This window comes from Brachymonas moutaii (nom. illeg.) (assembly GCF_049977365.1).
Classification (GTDB): domain Bacteria; phylum Pseudomonadota; class Gammaproteobacteria; order Burkholderiales; family Burkholderiaceae_C; genus Brachymonas.
Genome location: NZ_JBNGEN010000003.1, coordinates 153,984 through 178,232, shown reverse-complemented (window position 1 = coordinate 178,232; position 24,249 = coordinate 153,984). Strand labels below are relative to the sequence as shown.

General features: G+C 66.3%; 21 protein-coding genes. 14 read left to right on the top strand and 7 right to left on the bottom strand.

Annotated features, from left to right (window positions below; genetic code table 11):
• Nucleotides 1–3 precede the first annotated feature (3 nt).
• The 3 genes from rhuM to ACP2WS_RS05805 are packed head-to-tail and all read left to right on the top strand — an operon-like array spanning nucleotide 4 to nucleotide 4,421.
• On the top strand, nucleotides 4–1,026 hold the full coding sequence (gene rhuM, locus ACP2WS_RS05815) for a RhuM family protein (protein ID WP_426459913.1): 1,023 nt from the start codon (nucleotides 4–6) through the stop codon (nucleotides 1,024–1,026).
• 31 nt (nucleotides 1,027–1,057) lie between these two features.
• A complete protein-coding gene (locus ACP2WS_RS05810) occupies nucleotides 1,058–4,156 on the top strand; it encodes an HsdR family type I site-specific deoxyribonuclease (RefSeq protein WP_426459911.1) in 3,099 nt (1,032 codons plus the stop codon).
• Between the two features lie 25 nt (nucleotides 4,157–4,181).
• Nucleotides 4,182–4,421 (top strand): P-loop NTPase fold protein, encoded by a 240-nt coding sequence (locus ACP2WS_RS05805; RefSeq protein WP_426459910.1) that lies wholly within the window; start codon nucleotides 4,182–4,184, stop codon nucleotides 4,419–4,421.
• A gap of 85 nt (nucleotides 4,422–4,506) precedes the next feature.
• Here the strand turns inward: ACP2WS_RS05805 and ychF are convergent, their stop codons facing one another.
• On the bottom strand, nucleotides 4,507–5,604 hold the full coding sequence (gene ychF / locus ACP2WS_RS05800; RefSeq protein ID WP_374492004.1) for a redox-regulated ATPase YchF: 1,098 nt from the start codon (nucleotides 5,602–5,604) through the stop codon (nucleotides 4,507–4,509).
• A gap of 259 nt (nucleotides 5,605–5,863) precedes the next feature.
• Here ychF and ACP2WS_RS05795 point away from each other — a divergent pair, with 259 nt between their 5' ends.
• The 11 genes from ACP2WS_RS05795 (at nucleotide 5,864) to ruvC (ending at nucleotide 17,985) form a co-directional block, all read left to right on the top strand.
• Complete coding sequence (locus tag ACP2WS_RS05795; RefSeq protein ID WP_426459908.1) at nucleotides 5,864–7,060, top strand: FAD-dependent monooxygenase; 1,197 nt, start codon at nucleotides 5,864–5,866, stop codon at nucleotides 7,058–7,060.
• 324 nt (nucleotides 7,061–7,384) lie between these two features.
• A complete protein-coding gene (locus tag ACP2WS_RS05790; protein WP_426459907.1) occupies nucleotides 7,385–8,158 on the top strand; it encodes a DsbC family protein in 774 nt (257 codons plus the stop codon).
• A gap of 228 nt (nucleotides 8,159–8,386) precedes the next feature.
• Nucleotides 8,387–8,824, top strand: coding sequence for a DUF3429 domain-containing protein (locus ACP2WS_RS05785; RefSeq protein WP_374492007.1), 438 nt, complete (start codon nucleotides 8,387–8,389; stop codon nucleotides 8,822–8,824).
• Nucleotides 8,825–8,933: 109 nt separating this feature from the next.
• Nucleotides 8,934–10,799 carry a M61 family metallopeptidase gene (locus ACP2WS_RS05780; RefSeq protein WP_426459906.1) on the top strand — a complete coding sequence of 622 codons (1,866 nt, stop codon included), beginning with the start codon at nucleotides 8,934–8,936 and terminating at the stop codon, nucleotides 10,797–10,799.
• Nucleotides 10,796–11,446 carry a YqiA/YcfP family alpha/beta fold hydrolase gene (locus ACP2WS_RS05775; protein WP_426459905.1) on the top strand — a complete coding sequence of 217 codons (651 nt, stop codon included), beginning with the start codon at nucleotides 10,796–10,798 and terminating at the stop codon, nucleotides 11,444–11,446. The genes ACP2WS_RS05780 and ACP2WS_RS05775 overlap by 4 nt, the downstream gene beginning before the upstream one ends.
• Nucleotides 11,447–11,676: 230 nt before the next feature.
• Nucleotides 11,677–12,399 (top strand): helix-turn-helix transcriptional regulator, encoded by a 723-nt coding sequence (locus ACP2WS_RS05770; protein ID WP_426459904.1) that lies wholly within the window; start codon nucleotides 11,677–11,679, stop codon nucleotides 12,397–12,399.
• A gap of 37 nt (nucleotides 12,400–12,436) precedes the next feature.
• The gene (locus tag ACP2WS_RS05765; RefSeq protein WP_426459903.1) at nucleotides 12,437–14,530 is read left to right on the top strand and encodes a ribonuclease catalytic domain-containing protein; all 2,094 of its coding nucleotides are present in this window, start codon (nucleotides 12,437–12,439) and stop codon (nucleotides 14,528–14,530) included.
• Between the two features lie 121 nt (nucleotides 14,531–14,651).
• Entirely contained in the window at nucleotides 14,652–15,584 is a 933-nt protein-coding gene (locus ACP2WS_RS05760) for an energy transducer TonB (protein ID WP_426459902.1), read from the top strand.
• Nucleotides 15,585–15,603: 19 nt separating this feature from the next.
• Nucleotides 15,604–16,548, top strand: a complete 945-nt coding sequence (gene aroE / locus ACP2WS_RS05755) for a shikimate dehydrogenase (protein ID WP_426459900.1) — start codon at nucleotides 15,604–15,606, stop codon at nucleotides 16,546–16,548.
• Nucleotides 16,548–17,396 carry a transglycosylase domain-containing protein gene (locus tag ACP2WS_RS05750; protein ID WP_426459967.1) on the top strand — a complete coding sequence of 283 codons (849 nt, stop codon included), beginning with the start codon at nucleotides 16,548–16,550 and terminating at the stop codon, nucleotides 17,394–17,396. Before aroE ends, ACP2WS_RS05750 begins: the two co-directional genes overlap by 1 nt.
• Nucleotides 17,397–17,415: 19 nt before the next feature.
• Nucleotides 17,416–17,985, top strand: a complete 570-nt coding sequence (gene ruvC, locus ACP2WS_RS05745; RefSeq protein ID WP_374492014.1) for a crossover junction endodeoxyribonuclease RuvC — start codon at nucleotides 17,416–17,418, stop codon at nucleotides 17,983–17,985.
• Nucleotides 17,986–18,069: 84 nt separating this feature from the next.
• Here the strand turns inward: ruvC and ACP2WS_RS05740 are convergent, their stop codons facing one another.
• From ACP2WS_RS05740 to ACP2WS_RS05715, 6 genes are all read right to left on the bottom strand, one after another.
• Nucleotides 18,070–18,243 (bottom strand): hypothetical protein, encoded by a 174-nt coding sequence (locus ACP2WS_RS05740; protein ID WP_426459899.1) that lies wholly within the window; start codon nucleotides 18,241–18,243, stop codon nucleotides 18,070–18,072.
• A 69-nt stretch (nucleotides 18,244–18,312) separates the two neighbouring features.
• The gene (lpxC, locus tag ACP2WS_RS05735; RefSeq protein ID WP_374492016.1) at nucleotides 18,313–19,233 is read right to left on the bottom strand and encodes a UDP-3-O-acyl-N-acetylglucosamine deacetylase; all 921 of its coding nucleotides are present in this window, start codon (nucleotides 19,231–19,233) and stop codon (nucleotides 18,313–18,315) included.
• A gap of 378 nt (nucleotides 19,234–19,611) precedes the next feature.
• A complete protein-coding gene (gene ftsZ / locus ACP2WS_RS05730; RefSeq protein ID WP_374492144.1) occupies nucleotides 19,612–20,862 on the bottom strand; it encodes a cell division protein FtsZ in 1,251 nt (416 codons plus the stop codon).
• Between the two features lie 265 nt (nucleotides 20,863–21,127).
• Nucleotides 21,128–22,363 carry a cell division protein FtsA gene (gene ftsA / locus ACP2WS_RS05725; protein WP_374492017.1) on the bottom strand — a complete coding sequence of 412 codons (1,236 nt, stop codon included), beginning with the start codon at nucleotides 22,361–22,363 and terminating at the stop codon, nucleotides 21,128–21,130.
• Nucleotides 22,364–22,366: 3 nt separating this feature from the next.
• Nucleotides 22,367–23,212, bottom strand: a complete 846-nt coding sequence (locus ACP2WS_RS05720; RefSeq protein ID WP_426459897.1) for a cell division protein FtsQ/DivIB — start codon at nucleotides 23,210–23,212, stop codon at nucleotides 22,367–22,369.
• Between the two features lie 25 nt (nucleotides 23,213–23,237).
• Nucleotides 23,238–24,248, bottom strand: coding sequence for a D-alanine--D-alanine ligase (locus tag ACP2WS_RS05715; RefSeq protein ID WP_374492020.1), 1,011 nt, complete (start codon nucleotides 24,246–24,248; stop codon nucleotides 23,238–23,240).
• Nucleotide 24,249: the final 1 nt, after the last annotated feature.

The window sequence follows — 24,249 nt, the reverse complement described above, 5'->3', positions numbered from 1 at the left end:
GCCATGCCTAAACACCCGCTCACATTGCACGACCAAACCACGGAATTCCTGCTCTACACCGCCCCGAATGGCGCGATCAAGGTGGAGGTGCTGCTGCGCGATGAAAGCATCTGGCTGACGCAGGAACGGATGGCCCAACTGTTCGGCGTGCAGCGCCCGGCCATCACCAAGCACCTGAAAAACATCTTTGAAAGCAATGAGTTGCAGGAAGATGTGGTCAGTTCCATTTTGGAACATACCACTGCCCACGGCGCGATCGACGGCCTGACCCAGGTTCAGCGGGTGAAGTACTACAACCTGGATGCGGTGATTTCCGTCGGCTACCGGGTGAACTCGGCGCAGGCCACGCAGTTCCGCATCTGGGCCACCGCACTGATCCGGCAATACATCATCAAAGGCTTTGCCATGGATGATGAGCGCCTGAAAAATGGCCGCTACTTTGGCAAGGACTACTTTCGCGAACTGCTGGAGCGGGTGCGATCCATCCGCGCCAGCGAGCGGCGAATCTATCAGCAGATCACCGACATTTTCGCCGAGTGCAGCATCGACTACGACCCGAAGTCGGAAACCACGCGCCTGTTCTACGCCCATGTGCAAGACAAATTCCACTACGCGATTACCGGCCACACGTCCGCAGAGCTCATTGCCCTGAATGCCGACGCCGGCAAACCACTGATGGGCTTGAAGACGTACAAAAACGCACCGGATGGGCGGGTCTTGAAATCCGATGTGCTGGTGGCGAAAAACTACCTGGCTGAAGCCGACATCAAAAAACTAGAACGGGCGGTTGCGGCATTTTTCGATTACATCGAAGGCATCATCGAGCGGCGCAATACCTTCACCATGGAAGGCTTTGCCGACAGCGTGGACAAATTCCTGGCCTTCAATGAGTACCGAATTTTGGAGGGCTATGGCTGCGTCCAGCGCCAGCAGGCCGACGCCAGCAGGCCGACGCCAAGGCCATGGCCGAGTACGAGAAGTTCAACAAACAGCAACGCATCGAATCGGATTTTGATCGCGCCGTGAAAAAACTGCTGAAAAACAAGGGCGCGAAACAATGACGGATTACAAAACCATCGCCGAATCCAAGCATTTCATCGTTCTGGACAAATACAACCCGGACTGGAAGGTGGCGGAGGGCTACCAGAGCGAAGGCGATCTGGAGCACGAGCTTATCCAAGATCTGGTCAATCAGGGCTACGAATACCTGCCCAGCCTGAACACGCCAGAAAAGCTACTGGCCAATGTGCGCGTGCAGCTTGAAGCCTTGAACAAGGTGCAGTTTTTGGATGGCGAGTGGCTGCGTTTTGTCGAGACTTGGCTGGATAAACCCAGTGATGGCATCGTCGAGAAAACCCGCAAGATTCACGACGACTACATCCACGATTTTGTCTTTGACGACGGCCGCATCCATAACATCTACCTGCTGGACAAGAAGAACATCGCCCGCAACAAAGTGCAGGTGATCAAACAGTTTGAGCAGACCGGCAGCCACGCCAACCGCTATGACGTGACGATTCTGGTCAATGGCCTGCCGCTGGTGCAGGTGGAATTGAAGAAGCGCGGCGTGGCCATTCGCGAGGCGTTTAACCAGGTGCACCGTTACAGCAAGGAGAGCTTCAACAGCGAGCATTCCCTGTTCAAGTATTTGCAGCTGTTCGTGATCTCCAACGGCACCGACAGCCGCTACTTTGCCAACACCACGGCGCGCAACAAGAACAGCTTCGACTTCACCATGAACTGGGCGAAGGCGGACAACACGCTGATCAAGGACCTGAAGGACTTCACGGCCACCTTCTTTCAGAAACACACGCTGCTCAACGTGCTGCTGCACTACTCGGTGTTTGACGTCAGCAACACGCTGCTGGTGATGCGCCCCTACCAGATCGCGGCCACGGAACGCATTCTGTGGAAGATCAAGAGCAGCCATCAGGCCAAAAACTGGAGCAAGACGGAAAGTGGTGGCTTCATCTGGCACACCACCGGCAGCGGCAAGACGCTGACCAGCTTCAAGGCGGCGCGCCTGGCCACCGAGCTGGACTTCATCGACAAGGTATTCTTCGTGGTGGACCGGAAGGATCTGGACTACCAGACCATGAAGGAATACCAACGGTTCTCGCCGGACAGCGTGAATGGCTCGGACAGCACGGCAGGCCTGAAGCGCAATCTGGAGAAGGACGACAACAAGATCGTCGTCACCACCATCCAGAAGCTCAACAACCTGATGAAGAGCGAGGCCGACTTGCCCATCTACGGCAAGCAGGTGGTCTTCATCTTCGATGAGTGCCACCGCAGTCAGTTTGGCGAAGCCCAGAAGAACCTGAAGAAGAAGTTCAAGAAGTTCTGCCAGTTCGGCTTCACCGGCACGCCCATCTTCCCGGAGAACGCGTTGGGCGCAGAGACCACGGCCAGCGTGTTCGGCCGTGAGCTGCATTCCTATGTAATCACCGATGCCATCCGTGACGAGAAGGTGCTGAAGTTCAAGGTGGACTACAACGATGTGCGCCCACAGTTCAAGGCCATCGAGACCGAGAAGGACGAGAAGAAACTGAGCGCAGCCGAGAACAAGCAGGCCCTGCTGCACCCGGATCGCATCCGCGAGGTCACCCAGTACATTCTGAACAACTTCCGGCAGAAGACCCACCGCCTGCATGCGGGCAACAAGGGCTTCAACGCCATGTTTGCCGTAAGCAGTGTGGATGCTGCCAAGCTGTACTACGAGTGCTTCCGGGAACTGCAAAAGAGCAGCCAAAAGCCGCTGAAAGTGGCGACCATCTTCTCGTTCGCCGCCAACGAAGAGCAGGACGCGATTGGCGACATCCAGGACGAGAGTTTTGATGTGTCTGCCATGAACAGCAGTGCCAAGGAGTTCCTGAGCGCGGCCATTGCCGACTACAACGCGCTGTTCAAGACCAACTTCAGCGTGGACAGCAACGGCTTCCAGAACTACTACCGCGATCTGGCCAAGCAGGTGAAGGCCAAGGAGGTCGACCTGCTGATCGTGGTAGGCATGTTCCTGACCGGCTTTGATGCCCCCACGCTCAACACGCTGTTTGTCGACAAAAACCTGCGCTTCCATGGCCTGATGCAGGCTTACTCGCGCACCAACCGCATCTTCGACGCCACCAAGACCTTCGGCAACATCGTCACCTTCCGCGACCTGGAGCAGGCGACCATCGATGCCATCACCCTGTTCGGTGACAAGCACACCAGAAACGTGGTGCTGGAAAAAAGCTACCGGGAATATATGGAAGGCTTCACCGATGTAACCACCGGCGAGGCGAGGCGAGGCTTTGAGGAGGTGGTGAAAGAGCTGGAAACGCGCTTTCCAGACCCCGCTGCCATTGAAAAGGAGGCTGACAAGAAAGCTTTCGTGAAGCTGTTCGGGGAATATCTGCGCGTGGAAAACGTGCTGCAGAACTTCGACGAGTTCGCCAGCCTGAAGGCCATGCAAGCCGTCGACCTGAACGACCCTGCGGCAGTGGAGGCGTTCAAGGCCCAGCACTATCTGGACGATGCCGATCTGGCCGCCCTGCAGGCCATCACCATGCCTGCCGAACGGAAGATTCAGGACTATCGCTCGACCTACAACGATGTGCGCGACTGGCTGCGCCGGGAAAAATCCTCAGCCGACACGGCAAAATCGACTATCGACTGGGATGACGTGGTCTTTGAGGTGGATCTGCTCACTTCGCAGGAGATCAATCTGGATTACATCCTGGAGCTGATCTTCGAGCACAACAAGAAGATCAAGAGCAAGGCAGAGCTGGTGGAGGAAATGCGGCGCGTGATACGTGCCAGTCTCGGCCAGCGCGCCAAGGAGAGTCTGGTGGTCGACTTCATCAACCAGACTGATCTCGACCAGATCGGCGATAAGGCCAGCGTGATCGATGCGTTCTTCAAGTTTGCTCAAGCGGAGCAGCAGCGCGAAGTGCAGGAGTTGATCGACACTGAGAACCTCAACGCTGAGGCCGCCAAGCGATACATCACCACATCACTCAAGCGCGAGTTTGCCAGCGAGAACGGCACCGAGCTCAACGCCGTGCTGCCCAAGATGAGCCCATTGAACCCGCAATTTCTGACCAAGAAGCAGACTGTCTTCCAGAAGATCGCTGCCTTTGTTGAGAAGTTCAAAGGTGTAGGCGGGCAACTATAAGCACTCGATTTTCAGGGGGGAGCACATGTGGCATGACAACGAAACAACCACGGACTACTTGAATTTCGGCGTTGTTGCTGATGCCTGCGCAAAGCTTCTGCAGCAGGCGAACGGACAACCCATTTCGATTGGCGTATCGGGCGGCTGGGGTGTCGGAAAGTCCTCATTGGTACACCTTCATCAGTCCGGTGCAAGATCCATATACACGCCCATATTCACTTGCGCAGCGCTATCAAGCGTCGTTGCATGCAACGAGTTGAAATGAAAAAGCCCCGTATCCACGGGGCTTTGCGTCGTTTTCAGTGATGCACCTGTAAGCATGTGCAATCGCCTGAAATGGTTTGCTCGAATCACACATTGAACAAAAAGTTCATCACATCCCCATCCTTGACGATGTAGTCCTTGCCTTCGGCGCGCATCTTGCCGGCGTCCTTGGCGCCCTGTTCGCCCTTGCACTGGATGAAGTCTTCGAAGGCGATGGTCTGGGCTCGGATGAAGCCGCGCTCGAAGTCGCCGTGGATGACGCCGGCGGCCTGGGGAGCGGTTGCGCCGATGGGGATGGTCCAGGCGCGGACTTCCTTGACGCCGGCGGTGAAGTAGGTCTGCAGGCCGAGCAGGCGGAAGCCGGCACGGATGAGGCGGTTGAGACCGGGTTCGTCCTGGCCGAGTTCCTGCAGGAAGAGGATACGGTCTTCGTCGCTCATTTCGGCGAGTTCGGCCTCGATCTTGGCGCAGATGGCCACGACGGGGGCATCTCCGTGGGCCTTGGCGAAGTCGCGCAGGCGGTCGAGCAGGGGGTTGTTCTCGAAGCCGTCCTCGGCCACGTTGCCGACGAACATGGCGGGCTTGGCGGTGATGAGGCACAGCGGCTTGAGCAGGGCCTTCTGTTCGTCGGTGAGCGACAGGATGCGCGCGGGGCGGCCTTCGAGCAGGCCGGCCTGCACGAGTTCGAGCACCTTGACCATGGCGGCGGCTTCCTTGTCGTTGCCGCTCTTGGCGGCCTTGATGGAGCGCTGCAGGGTCTTTTCGACGGTGCCCAGATCGGCGAGGCACAGCTCGGTCTGGATGACTTCGATGTCGGCGATGGGGTCGACCTTGCCGGCAACGTGGATCACGTTGGGGTCCTCGAAGCAGCGCACGACGTTGACGATGGCATCGGTTTCGCGGATGTGGGCCAGGAACTGGTTGCCCAGACCTTCGCCCTTGCTGGCGCCGGCCACCAGACCCGCGATGTCCACGAACTCGACGATGGCGGGCACGATGCGCTCGGGGTGGATGATGTCTGCGAGCTGCTGCAGGCGGGGATCGGGCACTTCCACCACGCCGACGTTGGGCTCGATGGTGCAGAAGGGGTAGTTCTCGGCGGCGATGCCGGCCTTGGTGAGTGCGTTGAAGAGGGTGGACTTGCCGACGTTGGGCAGGCCGACGATGCCGCATTTGAGGCTCATGGAGATTTCCTGATGAAAAAGAGGGGGCAGTGGCGCGGGCGGGAAGGGGCGCACGGGCGGCACGGTCTCTGCCGGGAGCCGAAGCCACCCGGGCCATGCCGATGCAGGGGCCGGACGCCCCGGCAGGAGGCCCGGCTCGCGGGCCTGGTTGATCCGGCATTTTACCGAAGGGGGCATGCTGGGGGGAGGGGGAGCGGGTGGTGCGCGTCCTACAATGAATCCCTTTCAACTGCGGGGCGGCGCGACGCCCTCTGGCACCATGGCTTACAGCACCTATGACATCTGCATCCGCGGCAGCGGCATCGTGGGCCGCACGCTGGCCCTTCTGCTCGCCCGGCACCGCCTGCGCGTGGGACTGGTGGAGTCGCCCGCTCCGGCCAGCTCCCTGCCCGACATCCGCGCCTATGCGCTCAACCACCGCTCGCAGCGCCTGCTGGCTGGGCTGAAGTGCTGGCCGGCACCCGAGCTGGCCACCCCCGTGCGCGAGATGCGGGTGACAGGCGATGGCGGCGGCCATACCCGCTTCGAGGCGGAGGCCATGGGCGAACACGCCATGACCTGGATCGTGGACGTGCCCGCGCTGGAGCACATGCTGCAGCAGGCCTGCCAATACCAGAGCGGGCTCGATGTGCTCTCTGCCGACGAGGCAGGCCGCGTGCGCACGGCGCTGACGGTGGTCTGCGAGGGCAAGCACAGCGCCACCCGGGCCGAGCTGGGCGTGGATTACGACGTGACGCCCTACCGCCAGACCGCCATTGCCACCCGCGCCACGCTCGATGCGCCGCATGGCGGGGTGGCGTGGCAGTGGTTCAGCCACACCGGCAGCATGGGCGAGATTCTGGCCTTTCTGCCGCTGGGCGGCCCGCAGGGGCAGGAGGTGGCGGTGGTGTGGTCGGTGGACCGCGAGCGCGTGGACGACCTGCTGGCACTCGATGACGACGGATTTGCCGCCGCGCTGCAGCTGGCCTCCCACCTGCTGCCGGAAGCGGATGGTTCCTCCGCCGCTGCGGCCACGGCTGCGGCGCCGGACGTGGTGTCCGTGGCGCGCCGCATGGCATGGCCGCTGCAGCTGGGTCTGGCCCGGCGCTGGGCAGGCCTGCGCACGGCAGCGGACGGCAAGGCTGCCGGCAGCTGGGTGCTGGCCGGAGATGCCGCGCACAGCGTGCATCCGCTGGCGGGCCAGGGGCTGAACCTCGGCCTCGCGGATGCAGAGCTGCTGGGCGCGCTGGTCGGCGAACGGCCCTACTGGCGGGGCCCGGGCGACATGCACCTGCTGCGCCAGTACGAGCGCACCCGCAAGGCCGAAATCGCCCCGCTGGTGGCGGGCATGGACGGCATCCAGCAGCTTTTTGCCCACAACAGCGGCGCAGCACGCCAGCTGCGCAATCTGGGACTCTCCCTGTTCGACCGCAGCGGCCCGCTCAAGCAGTTCATCGCCCGGCGCGCCATGGGCTGAGGCCACGCCCTGCCGTTGGCCTGCCCCCGCAGGCGACCGCGCGGCGAACCGCGCAACAGATCCCCCCTGCGAATGGGGTACAGTGGTGCAGGTATGACATGGCTGTGCGGGCGCAGACCGTGTGTCCACATCCTGTCGTGGACTGATGGGTGATCCATTTCTCGATGCACCCATTGCCAGCTCGCGCGCGATTTCATGCCCTCCTGTGCCGCCCCGCTGCCGCTCCGTGCGCAGATCCGAATCCGAAAGGCTGCGGAATGGCACGTGGGGCTACTCCTTCTGCCCGGCGCGTGCCGGGGCTCTTTTTCTTTCGTGTCGGTTTCCATGATTGCCCTCCCCCGCCTCACCGCACTGGCCCTGTCGGCCGTGCTGCTCACTGCCTGCCACAACAAGCCCGCGGGCGATGCCTCGACGGCAACCGACGCCCCTGCCGCCGAACTCGATGCCAAGACGCAGGCCACCCTGCGCCAGACGCTGGCCGAGCGCGTGCCCCAGCTCCCGCGCATCGACGAAATCCGCTCCACGCCCATGCCGGGGCTCTACGAGCTGCGGGTGGGCGACGCCGACATCTTCTACACCGATGCCAAGGGCGACTACCTCATCCGCGGCTCGCTGCTCGACACCCGCGCCCGCAAGGACCTGACCCAGGCCCGCGTGGACGCGCTCACGGCCGTCGACTTCAAAAGCCTGCCCCTGACAGATGCCATCGTGACCAAACGCGGCACCGGCGCGCGCCAGCTTGCGGTGTTCGAGGACCCCAACTGTCCCTACTGCCACCGTTTCGAGGCCGAGCTGGCCAAGGTGAACAACGTCACCGTCTATACTTTCCTGATGCCGATCCTGGGGCCGGACTCGGCCACCAAGTCGCAGAACATCTGGTGCGCACGGGACCGCAACCGCGCCTGGGACGACTGGATGCTGCGCCGCGTGGCCCCGGCCCAGGCCACCTGCGACACTGCCGCACTGTCGCGCAATGTGGCCTTTGGCCAGAAGCACCACATCACCGGCACGCCCGGGCTGGTGTTCCCCAACGGCAAGCGGGTGCCGGGAGCCGTGCCGGCGGCAGAACTCGAGAAACTGTTGGATGAAAGCAAATAAACGCCAGCCCCGGACTGGTTTCTGACGATTTTCTGGCGGGGGGCTGCCCCCGGACGATCCGCTGCCCGGCTTTTGTCCCACAATGGCGTGGTTGAATTCATTCAGCAAATTGTCAACCTTTGACGCCCACCGCCGCACCGTGCGGCCCCTCCACCGGATCGGCTTCCGCTGGCGCCGGCAGCAGCTTCTGTCCGGGTGAGCGCCGCCCGATTTCCGGAACTCCTCGGCATGCTGCCAGAACACAGTCGCACCTTCATCCGCTCCATGACCTACCTGGGCACCATCCCGCTGATGGGCATGGCTGTCCTCATGTGGCTGGTGCATCACGAAGTGCACGGGTTCGTGGCCGTGGCCATGACGAGCTATGCAGGCATCGTGGTGTCCTTTCTGGGCGGCGTGCACTGGGGCATCGGGCTGCGCTCGGGCGTCAAGGCGCCCAAGCTGCACTTCATCTGGGGCGCCGTGGCCGCTTTCTTCGGCTGGTTCGGGGCGCTCATGGAGCCCTCGGCCGGACTGCCCTTTCTGGCCTTCATGTTCGTGCTGTGCTATGTCGTCGACGACCGCACCTGGGAGCACGCCGGGCTCAGCGAATGGATCAACCTGCGCTTTCACGTCACCGTGGTGGCCGTGCTGAGCTGCCTGGTGGGCGCTGCCGGCTCGCTGTAAGCCCTCGCCCCACAGCCCCGTGCGCCGCATGGAGTTCCTGCGGTTTCTGCACCCGGGGTGCATGCCAGGGACGGCAGTTCGATGCAGGGAAGTCGGGTATTCTTGCCCCATGTCTGCACCCTCCTCCCCTTCCGCGCAGGTCTCCGGGCCCGCTGTCGCCGCCCTGCACTATGCAGTGGCCCTGCCCGAGCCGCACACGCACCTGCTTCAGGTCACGCTCACCATCGCGCAGCCATCGGCGACCCAGACGCTGATGCTGCCGGTCTGGATTCCCGGCAGCTACCTCGTGCGCGAATTTGCCCGCCACGTGCAGGGCATGACGGCCCGCCAGAGTGGGCGCACCTGCCCGGTGACGGCACTCGACAAGCACCGCTGGCAGGTCAGCTGCCGGGCCGGGGTGCCGCTGGAGGTGCACTATGTCGTGTATGCGCACGATGCCTCGGTGCGCGCCGCCTGGCTCGATGCCGAACGCTGCTTTTTCAACCCGGCTGCCGTGTGCGTGCAGGCCGAGGGGCATGCCCACCTGCCCCACGTCCTGGCCCTGACCGAGGCCCCGGCCGGGTGGGAGCTGGCCACCGCCCTGCCGGCGCAGGAGGTGGATGCCCGCGGCCTGGGATGCTATGCGGCCCCGGACTACGACTCGCTGGCCGACAGCCCCGTGGAGCTGGGCAGTTTCTGGAGCGGGAGTTTCACGGCCCACGGCATTCCCCACCGTCTCGTCATCAGCCAGCCGCCGCCCTCGTTCGATGCTGACCGCCTGCTCGCCGATACGCGCCGCATCTGCGAGGCAGAAATGCGGTTCTGGCACGGCGGCACGCCCCCGGACGCCGATGCCCAGCCCTCGCCCGACATGGCTCCCTTCGACCATTACCTGTTCCTGCTCCACACCGTGCAGGACGGCTACGGCGGGTTGGAGCACAGCGCCAGCACGGCCCTGATTGCCAGCCGCAAGACTCTGCCGCGACCCGGCGTGCGCCCCGGCGACGACTACACCACCCTGCTCGGGCTCATCAGCCACGAGTATTTCCACGCCTGGAACGTCAAGCGCCTGCGCCCGGCCGATCTGCTGCCCTACGACTACACGCAGGAAAACTACACCAGCTTGCTGTGGTTCTTCGAGGGCATCACGAGCTACTACGACGACCTGCTCCTGCTGCGCGCCGGCTGCATCGACGCGGCCACCTACCTGCGCCAGCTCGATCGCGCCATCGAGCAGGTGCGCGCCACCCCCGGGCGCCATGTGCAGAGCGTGGCCGATGCCAGCCGCGATGCCTGGATCAAGTACTACCGCCCGGACGAGCACACCCCCAACGCCACCGTGAGCTACTACACCAAGGGCGCCCTGGTCGCCCTGTGCCTGGACCTCACCCTGCGCGAGGAAGGCCATGCCTCGCTCGACGACGTGATGCGCCTGCTCTGGCAGCGCTGCTGCCCGCAGGGCCACACGCAGAAGGGCCTCACCGAAGCCGACGTGGCCGACGCGCTGGAAACCGTGGGCGGCCGCAGCTTCGCGCGCGAACTGCGCCAGTGGGTCCACGGCACGGCCGAACTGCCGGTCGAGAAGCTGCTCTCCCTGCACGGCGTGCGGATTCTGCGCAGCGCGGCGTCGCTGCCGCGCCAGTGGGGCCTGCGCTGTCAGGAAGGCCCGGCCGGCATCCAGATCCAGACCGTGCTGCGCGGGGGCGTGGCCGAAGCCGCCGGCATGGCACCGGGCGACGAGTGGCTCGGAGTGGAGCTGCCCGACCCCCTGCCCGGCAGCCATGGCGCGTGGCGCGTGGCCACACTGGCCGACGTGGAGGCCCTGCTGCCTCCGCCCGGCCCCTCCGGCCTGCGCGAAGTCACGGCGCTGGTGGCTCGGGATCGCCGCCTCCTGCGTCTGCCCCTGGGCCTGCCGGCCACCACCGTGCAGCAGTGGAAGCTCGGCTTCTCACGTCCGCCGGGCAACCGCGCCCACAAGCACTGGCCCTGGGCATGAGCATGGCAGCCCCCGTGACCGCGTTGCCCGACATCACCCATGTGCTGTACCTGCACGGGTTCCGCTCCTCGCCCCGCTCGGCCAAGGCCACCCTGACGCATGACTGGATGCAACGCCACCACCCCGACGTGACGTGGCTGTGCCCCCAGCTCCCCCCGTCGCCTGCCGAGGCCATGGCCCAGCTGCTCGCGGCCACGGCCGACTGGCCGCAGCCGCACAGCGCCGTCATGGGCTCCTCGCTGGGAGGCTTCTATGCCGCCGCCCTGGCAGCGCGGCGCAGATGGCGGGCGGTGCTGCTCAACCCCGCCGTCGATCCGGCCCGCGACCTCGCCCGCTACCTGGGGGAACAGACCTTCTGGCACGCGCCCGAGGAGCGCTTCTACTTCCAGCCCGCATACATCGGGGAGCTGCAGACCATCGACCGGGAGACCCGCGCAGACGAGCACCGTCGCGCGGCCGAAGGCACGCTGGCGCCGGCCTGTGCCCTCATCTGCCAGGGCGACGAAGTGCTCGACTGGCGCGAAATGGCAGCGCGCCATGCCCGGGCCGAGCTGCATGTGCTGCCCGGCGGCGACCATGCGATCAGCGACTACGCACGGCACTTGCCGCAGGTGATGGGCTTTCTGGGCTTGGGCGCACGGCCCTGACCGCCTTCGGGCGCCCTTCCCGCCCTGCGCTGCGGGAAAGCCCCTGCACACCCATGCTGCACCGCCGCATATCATGCAGGCGCACCACGGCGTGGCACCCAGGCAGGCGTGCCGTGGAAGTCTCATTTCACAGATCGATGCAAAATGTTTCAATGCCTGATGGCATTGACCGCTTCATACTTACACTTGAATCCATCACACCTGGCGAAATTCTTCTTTCGATTGACCGCATGCTCGCTCCCGTTGTCCACGCCATTGCCGGCCGCATTCCCTTCGATGCCCTGCTCATCGGCCGGGGACACCGCACCTGCGAGGGCCTGGTGCACATCGACGACATCCTGCACCTCCAGGGGTTCCCCGCCAGCTTCGTCGCCGAATACGACGCCGTCGCCCGGCATGACTCGGTGGCCCAGTTCTTTCTGGACTGTCCCTGGGAGCCCCAGGCCGTCTCCACGGCCGACTACGCTCCCGCCGAACCGGATGCAGCGTCTCTGTCTCCAGCGGGTCGACGCGCCTCGGCCGACCTGAGCCGCGCCATCGTGCACGACTATCTGGTGCGCCACGGCATCCGCCACTTCATGCTCGCCGGACTGGAGAGCAGCTACGGCCTGGCCTGGGCCACGCTGTACCGGCTGACGGACGACACCCCGTTTTCCTCGGCCGAATGCGAGCGGGCCAAGTTCGAGCTGCCGGGCCCGCTGCACCGCTGGCAGGAGGCCCATCTGCCCCGCACCGTGTCGCAGGACCATGCGGGCCTGACGCCCCTCACCCGGCGCGAGCTCGACGTGTGCCTGCGCAACGTGCGCGGCCAGGCGCCCAAGACCATCGCCGCCGACCTGCACCTGAGCGTGCACTACATCCGCGAAATCATCCAGAACGCACGCCGCAAGCTCGGCATTGCGGGCCGCAAGATGACCCTCCAGGATCTGGCCCGCCGGCAGGAAGGCGGATAGCCCTGCCGCCGCACCAAACATGGGACAATACCGCCCCATGTTTGCATTGTTCGAAGACGCCGGCAAATACCACGCCGGCCGCATCCTCTCCCAGACCGACACCAGCGCCCAGATCGAGCTCGACAGCGGCAAGCGCGTCAAGGCCAAGACGGCCCACATCGTGCTCACGTTCGACAAGCCCGCCCCGGCCGCCCTGCTCACCGAGGCCCGTGCCATGGCGGGCGAGGTGGATGTGCAGCTGCTGTGGGAATTCGCCCCCGACGAGCAGGAATTCAGCTTCGTCGACGTCGCGCGCGAATACTTCCAGGATCCCCCCACCACCGTGCAGCAGGCGGCCACGCTGTTCGCGCTGTTCGAGGCACCGCACTACTTCCGTCGCGCCGGAGGGGCCAAGGGCCGCTTCCGCAAGGCGCCGGCCGAGATCGTGCAGCAGGCCCTTGCCGCCATCGAGAAGAAGGCGCGCATCCAGGCCCAGATCGACGACTGGGCTGCCGAGCTGGTGGCCGGCGCCACTCCGGCCCCGGTGCGCGAGCAGCTCTACCGCATCCTGTTCCGCCCCGACAAGAACGCCCCCGAATACAAGGCCGTGGTGCAGGCCGCTCGCCAGGCCCAGCTCCCGCCCCTGGAACTGCTGCAGCGCGCGGGCGCCATTGCGTCGCCCTACGAGTTCCACTGGCAGCGCTTCCTGTTCGAGTTCTTCCCGCACGGCACCGGCTTCCCGACGCTGACCCCGCCCGGGATCGACGACTCCGGGCTGCCGCTCGCCGACGTGCAGGCCTTCTCGATCGACGACTCCAGCACCACCGAGATCGACGATGCCCTGTCCGTGACCGGACTCGGCACCGGCCGCGTCACGCTGGGCGTGCACATCGCGGCGCCCGGCCTGGCCGTGCAGCCCGGCGACGCCATCGACAACGTGGCCCGCCACCGGCTCTCCACCGTCTACATGCCGGGCTACAAGATCACCATGCTGCCCGACGAGGTGGTGCGCCACTACACGCTCGGCGAGGGACAGCCCCGCCCGGCCCTGTCGTTCTACGCCACCTACGACGAATCCACCCTGGCCCTGCTCGACACCCGCAGCCAGGTGGAGCGCGTGCCGATTGCCGACAACCTGCGGCTCGACGTGCTCGACCCGCTGGTCACGCCCGAATGGCTGGCCGCTCCTGCCGACACGCCCGCCGAACGCCCCGACCTGCAGCGCCACCGCGCCGCCCTGGGGTTCCTGTGGCGGCTCGCACAGACGCTCAAGGCCGGCCGCGAGATGGTGCGCGGCAAGCCCGAGAACTTCAACCGTCCCGACTACACCTTCCGCCTGCTGCGCGACGATGCCCTCAAGGACACCGCCCCCACCGGCGAGGAGGAGGTGCGCATCACCGTGCGCCAGCGCGGCGCACCGCTCGACCTGATCGTCTCCGAGGCCATGATCCTGGTGAACCACCACTGGGGCAGGCTGCTGGCCGACCACGGCGTGCCGGGCATCTACCGCAGCCAGGCCGCCCTGGCCCCGGGCGTCAAGGTGCGCATGAGCACCAAGGCCCTGCCCCACGCCGGCATCGGCGTGCCCTGCTATGCCTGGAGCACCTCTCCGCTGCGGCGCTATGTCGACCTGGTCAACCAGTGGCAGCTCATCGCCGCCATCCGGCACGGCACCACGGCGGCGCTGGCTGCCCCCTTCAAGCCCAAGGATGCCGCCCTGTTCGGCATCCTCTCGGCCTTCGACACCGCCTACTCCGGCTACAACGCCTATCAGGCCAGCATGGAACGGTTCTGGACGCTGCAGCACATCCTGCGCCACGACATGATGGAGCTCAATGCCAGCGTGATCAAGGACGGCCTGGTGCGGGCCAACGACCTGCCCCTCGTCATCTCGGTCATCGGCACCGATGGCCTGCCGCGCAACGCCCAGGTCCGCGTGCGGCTGGGCACGGTCAACCTCATGGCCCTCGACGTCACCGGCGTGGTCACCACCCGGCTCGACGACCTGCAGGCACCGGGCGCCCGTCTGGGCGAGGAAGAAGAAGCCGGCGACGGCGAGAGCGAGGACGACGCCCTGGCGGCAGGCCCGCTGTCCATTGCCATGGACGTCAACGATCCCGCTGCCGACGACAGCGGCGCTTCGGCCGGCTGAACGCAGCGCCGCAGCAGCACGGGCACGCATCGCCCGTGCCGCGACCGCTCCTGCACCTGTGTCCGCCCGGCCCCGATCCCTTATCATCCCTATTTCCCCGGTTTTTTCCGACACCCCCCGCATGAAGGCTGCCCTTTCCCGCATGAACCCGCTGGCGATCGCCCTGGGCGCCTCGGTGCTGCTGCACGCTGTGCTGCTCACGGTCCGATTCGTCGATCCAGAGGGCTTCAACCGCGTGTTCGAGGACACCCCGCTCGAAGTGATCCTGGTCAACGCCAAGTCCGACGAGGCGCCCGAAAAGGCCCAGGCCATTGCACAGAGCAACCTGGCGGGCGGCGGAGAGTCCACCGGAATGGCGACCAGCCCCCTGCCGCCTTCGGCCATGGACTCCTACGGCAACGACCTGCAGGCCGCACAGGCCCAGATCGACGCCATGCAGCAGCAGCAGATGGCCCTGCTCGCTCAGGTCAAGCAGCAGATCGCCCACCTGCCCGCCCCCGATCCGGCCCACCCGGCCACCACGCTGGCCGAGAAGGAACAGCAGCTCAAGCGCCAGCAGCTCTCGCGCCTGCTCGCCGAGATCGACCGCCGCATCCGCGAGGAAAACGCCCGCCCCCGCAAGCGCTACATCAGCCCCGCCACCATGAAGGGCGTGCAGGCCCTGTACTACGACACCCTCAAGCAGAAGATCGAGGACAAGGGCACCTCCAACTTCCCCGAGCAGGCCGGACAGAAGCTCTACGGCCAGCTCATCCTGATGCTCACGGTCAACCACGACGGGCGCGTACTCGACGCCACGGTGATGCAGTCCTCCGGCAACCGCACCCTCGACCGCCAGGCCCGCGCCATCGCCATCTCGGCCGGCCCGTTCGACAAGTTCGGCAAGGAGCTGCGCCACTTCACCGACGAGCTGGTCATCGTGTCGCGCTTCAACTTCGCCCACAACAACACACTGCAGGCCAACTTCGTCAGCACGCCGGCCGCAGCGGCGGCCCTGTCGGCCCCGCCCAAGCTGCCGCAGGCCAATGCGCCTGCTGCCGCGCCTGCTCCGTGACAGTCCCGAAAGGACGCCCATGTCCGCCCTCCAGACGCCTTCCGACTCCTTCCCGCCCCGACACCCTGCCGTTCCGGCACGCTATGGCGTGATCGGCCACCCGATCGGGCACAGCCGCTCTCCCTGGATCCACGCCGCCTTTGCGCGGCAGACCGGACAGGACCTCACCTACACGGCCATCGACAGCCCGCTCGACGGCTTTGCCGCCACGCTCGACCGCCTGCACCTCGAAGGCTATGGCGGCGTCAACGTCACGGTGCCGTTCAAGTTCGAGGCCCACGCCCTCGCCACCACGCACAGCGAACGCGCCACACTGGCGCAGGCAGCCAACACGCTCATGTGGCGCCACACACCCCAGGGGAGCGTCACGCTCCATGCCGACAACACCGACGGCGCCGGTCTGGTGCGCGACATCACCCACAACGCCGCCCTGCCGCTGGCGGGACGCCGCATCCTCGTGCTGGGGGCGGGCGGCGCCTCGGCCGGCGTGCTCGGCGCCCTGATCGCCGAGCGGCCCGCAGCCATCGTCGTCGCCAACCGCAGCCTCGGCAAGGCCGATCGCCTGGTCGTCCAGCACGCACAGGTCGCCGCCCGACACGGGGTGGCCCTCACCCTCTCCGGGCTCGATGCCGTGACCGCCGGTCCCACCGATCCCGCATCGCCCCTGCCGGCTTCCTTCGACGTGATCGTCAACGCCACCAGCACCAGCCTTGGCGGAGCGCCGCTGCGTCTGCGCCCTGCCTGTCTGGTGCCGGGAGCGCTGGTGTACGACATGATGTACGGTCCCGCCGCTGCCCCCTTCCTCGATGCTGCTGCCGGGCTCGGCGCCACGGTGCGCGACGGCCTGGGCATGCTGGTCGAACAGGCAGCCGAAGCCTTTGCGCTGTGGCGCGGTGTGCGCCCCGATACCGGCCCCGTGCTTGCGGAACTGCGCGCCACGCTGGACGGGGAGCTCCGGCCATGATGCGCCGGCTGGGACGCAACCTCGGCTGGATCGTGCTGGCCGCCGTGCTGCTGCAGGTCTACTTTCTGGCACGCATTGCCCTCATGCGCGTGGTCGACCCCGAATCCACCGCCCTGCAGCGTTCCGAGGTGCTGCGCGTCATCGGGGACGGCAAATGGTCCTGGGCCCAGCAGTGGGTGCCCTATGAGCAGCTCTCCGACAACCTCAAGCGCGCCGTGGTCGCCTCGGAAGACAGCGACTTCGTGAACCACGACGGCATCGAGTGGGACGCCATCCGCGAAGCCCGCGCGCGCAACGCCGAAGCCGAAGCCCGCAACGAAGCCCAGCGCCAGCGTGCCGAGGCCCGCCTGCGCCAGATCCAGGAACGCGCCCAGAAGAAGATCGAGCGCCTCGAAAAGCACGGCCGCCCGGTGAGCGAACGCCTGCGCGCCACGGCCAGCGGCAGCGGCGCCTCGGCCCCCGCCATGCCGGCCCCCAAGATCGCGGGCGGCTCCACCATCAGCCAGCAGCTGGCCAAGAACCTGCTGCTCTCCACCGAGCGCAACCTGTTCCGCAAGGGCCAGGAGCTGGTGCTGACCAAGTACCTCGAAATCCTGCTGGGCAAGCGCCGCATCCTCGAAATCTATCTCAACAACGTCGAATGGGGCGAAGGCGTGTTCGGGGCCGAGGCCGCCGCACGCTACTACTTCCACAAGCCCGCCAGCGCCCTCACCGCGCGCGAGGCGGCACGGCTGGCCGTCATGCTGCCCCGGCCCCGCTACTTCGAGCAGAACCTGGATTCCGGCTATCTGGCCTCCCGCAGCGGCGTCATCGCCGCCCGCGAAGGCGATGTCGAAATCCCGCGCTGACGCCCTGGACAGCCCTGCCATGCGCATCCTCGGCATCGACCCCGGCCTGCGGACCACCGGCTTCGGCGTGATCGAGGCCGATGGCCCCCGCCTGCGCTATGTGGCCAGCGGCACGGTGCGCACCGTCACCAAGAAGCAGGCCGACGACATGCCCCAGCGCGGCGATCTGCCGGCCCGCATCCGGCTGCTGTTCGAGGGCGTGAGCGAGGCCGTGCAGGTGTACCGCCCGGACGTGGCCTCGCTCGAAATCGTGTTCGTCAACGTCGATCCACAGGCCACCCTGCTGCTCGGCCAGGCCCGCGGCGCCTGTCTGGCCGCCCTGGTCTCGCAGGGACTGCCGGTGGCCGAATACACCGCCCTGCAGATGAAGAAAGCCGTGGCAGGCCACGGACGGGCGGCCAAGTCGCAGATTCAGGAAATGGTGCGGCGCCTGCTCAACCTCAGCGGCCTGCCCGGCACCGATGCCGCCGATGCACTCGGTCTGGCCATCACCCACGCCCATGCCGGATCGGCCATGGCCCGTCTGGCCGAAGCCGCCCCCCTGCACCGCAAGGCCCACGCCCTCTACAAGGCCGGCCGCAGCTACTGAAGCCTGCGCGGCGTGCCAGGACGCCCCCTTCCGCAGTCACGCTCTGCACCGCTGGTCACGGCCGGCGATGGGCTGCGTGCGAACTTACAGATGCTGGGCCACCAGCACGGCAAAGAAAAGCGCCAGCACCACCAGCGTCCACTGGAACAGGCGCTGGCCCTGCCGCAGGAAGCGCACCTGCCCGGTGAGCAGGCCCAGCCCCATGGTGCCGGCACTCAGCACCAGCATGAAAAACAGCAGAAAGCGGACGATGCCCATGGGATGCGATGCCAGACCGGAGGAAGATGCGCGCGGATCGACGGAAAGGGGGCAGACAGGCCTGCCGCCTCACCACTGCATGGCCAGATCGGCAAAGCCCTTGGGGGCCTGGCGAGCATGCTCGAAAGTGACGATCTCGTAGGCCCCTTCCTTGAGCAGGGCGCGCAGCAGCAGGTTGTTGAGGGCATGGCCGCTGCGGTAGGCGCTGTAGGCCGCCAGCAGGGGGTGGCCGACGAGGTACAGGTCGCCCATGGCGTCCAGAATCTTGTGCTTGACGAATTCGTCGTCGTAGCGCAGCCCGTCGGCATTGAGCACGCGGTAGTCGTCCATCACGATGGCGTTGTCGAGACTCCCGCCGATGGCGAGGCCATGGTTGCGCATCATCTCCACATCGCGGGTGAAGCCGAAGGTGCGGGCACGGGCAATGTCGCGCGTGTAGACCCCCGTGGACAGGTCGAACTCGACGCTCTGGCCCGTGGCATCGACCGCCGGATGGGCAAAATCGATCTCGAAGCGCAGCTTGTAGCCGTGGAAGGGATCGAGCCGTGCCCACTTGCCCTGGGCCCCCTCGCCCTCGCGCACCTCCACCGGCCGGGTGACGCGGATGAACTTCTTGGCTGCGCGCTGCTTGACGATGCCGGCGCTCTGCAGCAGGTACACGAAAGACGAGGCCGACCCATCGAGTATGGGCACTTCCTCGGCCGTGATGTCGATGTAGAGGTTGTCGAGCCCCAGCCCCGCGCAGGCCGACATGAGGTGTTCCACGGTGTGCACCTTGACGCCGCCCGCCGAGATGGTCGATGCCATGCGGGTGTCGGTCACGGCCTCGGCCGATACCGGAATCTCGACCGGCTCGGGCAGATCGACGCGACGGAACACGATGCCGGTGTCGATCGGGGCCGGGCGCAGGGTGAGTTCGACCCGCAGCCCGCTGTGCAGGCCCACGCCGACCGCCTTGGTCAGGGTCTGGATGGTGCGTTGTTCAAGCATGGGTCGATTGTAGAAGGGGCTGGCAGATGGCCACCCGAAGACCGGGCGGATCCCCTGCGCCGCAGACGGGCACACCGGGTGGTGGGTGCATCCCATCCTGCGGACCGGCTGTCCTGCCCGCAAGTGCCCGACAGGACACTCGACCGGACAGGCCAGCGCAATGAAAAGGCGGACACACAGGCAGGCAGAACCTGCGTGTCCGAAGGAGAGCAAGGTCTCCCGTGCCCATTGCCCCCAAGGCATCAGGCACAGGAGATGGCCCCGGCGCATCCCACAGGACGCACGGCGGGGACTGCCGACACCCCGACTCCGCATGGAGGAGCCGGGAGCACGGCACAGAGGGTGCAGCGCCGCCGGAAGACGTGCGCTGCCTCGGCCTCAGTCAGCCTGCTTGCGCAGGAAGGCCGGGATCTCGTAGTCGTCGAGCCCGCTGGAGGAGAGCTGGTTGACGCGCTCGGTGGCCTGGCTGCGTTCGCTGCGGCCGGTTCCCCAGACGCTGGCGCCGCCCACGGTGCCCGAGGGAGACACGTTGGTCATGACGGGCATGGGCGCAGCCGGTGCAGCGGGCTGCTGGAAGGCAGCGCCATGGGCATACATCGGACGGTCGTCGGTGCCGGTGCGGGCAAGGACCTGCATGGCGGGAATGGCCATGCGGGCACGGGCCGTCTGGCCGCTCAGGCCGGTGGCCACCACGGTGACGCGCAGCTCGTCGCCCATGGTGCTGTCGTAGGCCGTCCCGTAGATGACATGGGCATCGGGCGACGCATAGGCACGGATGGTGTTCATGGCCAGCTGCGACTCGCGCAGCTTGAGACTGCCCTGCGCAGCGGTGATGAGCACCAGCACGCCCTTGGCGCCGGACAGGTCGATGCCTTCGAGCAGCGGGCAGGCCACGGCCTGCTCGGCGGCGATGCGGGCGCGGTCGGGACCGGTGGCGGTGGCCGTGCCCATCATGGCCTTGCCGGGCTCGCCCATGACGGTCTTGACGTCTTCGAAGTCGACGTTGACGTGGCCGGGCACGTTGATGATTTCGGCGATGCCGCCCACGGCGTTCTTGAGCACGTCGTTGGCATGGGCAAAGGCCTCTTCCTGGGTGACGTCATCGCCCAGGACTTCCTGCAGCTTCTCGTTGAGCACCACGATCAGGGAGTCGACGTTGGCTTCGAGCTCGGAGACGCCCGAGTCCGCATTGGTCATGCGGCGGCCGCCTTCCCACTCGAACGGCTTGGTGACCACGCCCACGGTCAGGATGCCCATGTCGCGCGCGATGCGGGCGATGACGGGAGCCGCGCCGGTGCCGGTGCCGCCGCCCATGCCGGCCGTCAGGAACAGCATGTGGGCGCCTTCGATGGCGGTGCGGATTTCCTGCTCTGCCACCTCGGCACAGTCACGGCCCTTTTCGGGCTTGCTGCCGGCGCCCAGCCCGGTGGTGCCGAGCTGGATCACGCGGTCTGCGGTGCTGCGGCTCAGGGCCTGGGCGTCGGTGTTGGCGCAGATGAACTCCACGCCCTGGACACCACGGTCAATCATGTGCTGCACGGCGTTGCCGCCGCCGCCGCCCACACCCATGACCTTGATCTGGGTGCCTGCGTGGAACAACTCATCGGGTTCGATCATTTCGATTGCCATCATGCTCTCCTTGCTCTGCAATGAATCGGGGAAAAAATGCCTGTAGGGAAAAAAGAAAACTCTGTGAAGGGGTATGCCGGGTCAGTGGCCCTGGACCCGCTTCCCGCCAGAGGGCGGACATGCGGGCAGGAGCCGGCCGGCGGTCAGCGTATGAACAATGGCTGCTCCTTTCCGCGTCGTGTGTGACGCATGCACCCGCGGCCGCATGGCGGCACGGAGGCGTGAACGTGAGGGAGGGGGAAGCCGACAGGGCACGGTGTGCGCATCAGAAGTTCCCCACGATGAAATCCCGGATGCGCCCGAACCATCCCTTGACGGTCGAGTCGCTCTTGCGGCTGGCGGGGTAGCCGCCACGCTGCAAGGTCTGGCGGGCGTCTTCGAGCATGCCCATGACGACGGAGGCACGGGCCTGCGTGACCATGTCCGCCAGGGCGCCGTCGTAGTTGGGCGTGCCGATGCGCACCGGCTTGAGAAAGATGTCCTCGCCCAGCTCGACCATGCCCGGCATCATGGCGCTGCCGCCGGTGATGACCACGCCGGAGGACACCAGGTGCTCGAAGCCGGAAGCCTGCACTTCCTTTTGCACGAGGGAGAAGATTTCCTCCACGCGGGGCTCGATCACGCCGGCGAGCACCTGCTTGCTGAGCAGGCGCGGCGGACGGCCACTGAGGCTGGCCACCTCGATGTGGGTTTCGGGATCGGCGAGGAGCTGCTTGGCACAGCCGTTCTGCAGCTTGATGTCCTCGGCATCCTCGGTCGGGGTGCGCAGCGCCATGGCGATGTCGCTGGTGATGAGTTCGCCTGCCACCGGCAGCACGGCCGTGTGGCGGATGGCGCCGCCGGCAAAGACGGCAATGTCGGTGGTGCCCGCACCAATGTCGACCAGCACCACGCCGAGTTCGCGCTCGTCCTGGGTGAGCACCGAGAGGCTGCTGGCGAGCGGATTGATCATGAGGTGGTCCACCTCCAGCCCACAGCGCCGCACGCACTTGAGGATGTTCTCGGCCGCGCTCTGCGCGCAGGTGACGATGTGGACCTTGGCCTCCAGCCGGATGCCGCTCATGCCGATCGGCTCCTTGACCTCCTGCCCGTCGATCACGAATTCCTGCGGCTCGATGAGCAGCAGCCGCTGGTCGGTGCTGATGTTGATGGCCCGTGCCGTTTCGAGCACCTTGGCCACATCGGAGGGGGAGACGTCGTGGTCGCGCACGGCCACCATGCCGACCGAGTTGCGGCCGCGGATGTGGCTGCCGGTGATGCCGGTGATCACGCGCGTGATCTTGCACGCGGCCATCATCTCGGCTTCGCGCACAGCCTGCTGGATGCTCTGCACGCAGGCCTCGATGTTGACGACCACGCCGCGCTTCATGCCGTTGCTCGGCGCAATGCCCATGCCGAGCACCTTGAGGGCGCCATCGGGCAATACCTCGGCCACGACCACCATGATCTTGCTGGTGCCGATGTCGAGGCCTACGACGAGATCCTTGAGTTCTTTAGCCATGGTTTACGTCTTCGCTTTCTTGCCCGGGACGGGCGGAACGCCGGGGGGCTGGGGGGTGGAGCTGTCCAGCGTACCGATGCCCTTGAGTCGGATGGCGTAGCCGGTCTTGTAGCGCAAGTCGGCGTATTCCACGTCGGAAAACACCCGCCCGTAGCGCGCGGCCACCGGCGGGATGGTGAGCACGAACTGAGCCAGCCGTGCCGTGAGCTCCTCGGGCGTGCCCGACCCGAGGTTGATCTGTGTGGCGTCGCCCACGCTCAGGGTCCAGTAGCCACGGCGGTCGAGCCGCAGCCCCTTGGCCTCGGCATGCAGCGGAGCGAGGACAGGGTTGAGCCGCCGGTACATGGCGAGCACGGCAGCCGATTCGGCGTCCGGTCCTGCGAGCTCGGGCAGGTTCTGGCTGGAGGCCTCGTCGGGGTCGGCATCGAAGATGTCGCCCTGCTCGTTGAGGAGGCGGTAGCCCTCCTCGTCGTCGCCCCAGAAGGCTGCTTCCTTCTGCTCCTGGATGCGCACGGCGAGCCGGTTGGGGAACTCGCGCCTCACCACGGCGGCACGCACCCACGGCAGGGACTGGAAGGCCGACTGCACGTCTTCGAGCCGGATGGTGAAGAAATTGCCCCGCAGTTGCGGCAGCACCTGGTTGCGCACGGCCGCCGCAGTGCTGTGCTCGGTGTCACCCGTGACTTCGATGCCGGTGAGCGAGAACACGGGCAGCCGCATGAGACGCCAGCCCGCCACGCCGAGCGCGCCCACGACCACCAGCCCGATGAGCAGCGAGGCGGCTGCGTTCATCAGGCGGGCGTCCACGGGGCTGGACACGGGAGCGGAGGGCGAAGGGGTGCGGGTCATGCAGGCAACCGTGAAGGGAATGGCATCAGGGCGCGATGGCCCCGCTGTCGAGGCTGGCCGAGGCGAGGATCTGCAGGCAGAGCTCGTCATAGGGGATGCCGGACACGCGCGCCGACATGGGCACGAGGGAGTGGCTGGTCATGCCGGGTGCGGTGTTGATCTCCAGCAGGAAGGGCTGGCTGTCGCTGCCGCGCACCATCACGTCCACACGGCTCCAGCCCCGGCAGCCCAGCGCCTGGTAGGCCTTGACGGCCATGTCCTGGATGGCGGCCTCCTGCTCGGGCGGCAGATCGCTCGGGCAGAGGTAGCGCACGTCGTCGGTGAAATACTTCTGCTGGTAGTCGTAGTTGCCGTCGGGAGCGACGATGCGCACCACCGGCAGGGCACGGGCCTGGCTGCCGGTGCCGATCACCGGGCAGGTCAGCTCCTCGCCCACGATGAGGTTCTCGCACAGCACGGCGCCGTCCATGTGGGCGACCTTGGCTGCAGCCTCGTAGGCCTCCTCGGCGGTGTGCACCTTGAACACCCCGATGGACGACCCCTCGTGCGGGGCCTTGACGATCATCGGCAGCCCAAGGCGCTCGATGGCCTGGCGCACGAAGGCGCTGCGCTCGGCCTCACCGGCGAGCTGGCGCGAAGGGGACTGCAGGTAGCGGGGCGTGGAGAGCTCCTCGGCGATCCAGATGCGCTTGGACATGATCTTGTCCATGCCCACCGCCGAGGCCATGACGCCGGGGCCGGTGTAGGGGATGCCCAGGAGTTCGAGCGCTCCCTGCACGGTGCCATCCTCGCCATAGCGGCCATGCAGGGCGATGAAGCAGCGCTGGAAGCCTTCGCGGCGCAGGTCGGCAAGGTCTCGCTCGGCCGGATCGAAGGGATGGGCATCGACACCCCGGCTGCGCAGGGCGCCGAGCACGCCCTGCCCCGACATGAGGGAGATGTCACGCTCGGCGGAGCGCCCGCCCATGAGCACGGCGACCTTGCCGAGCGCTGCGGGCTGGATGACGGGAAGGGACACGGTACGTTGCAGGGACATG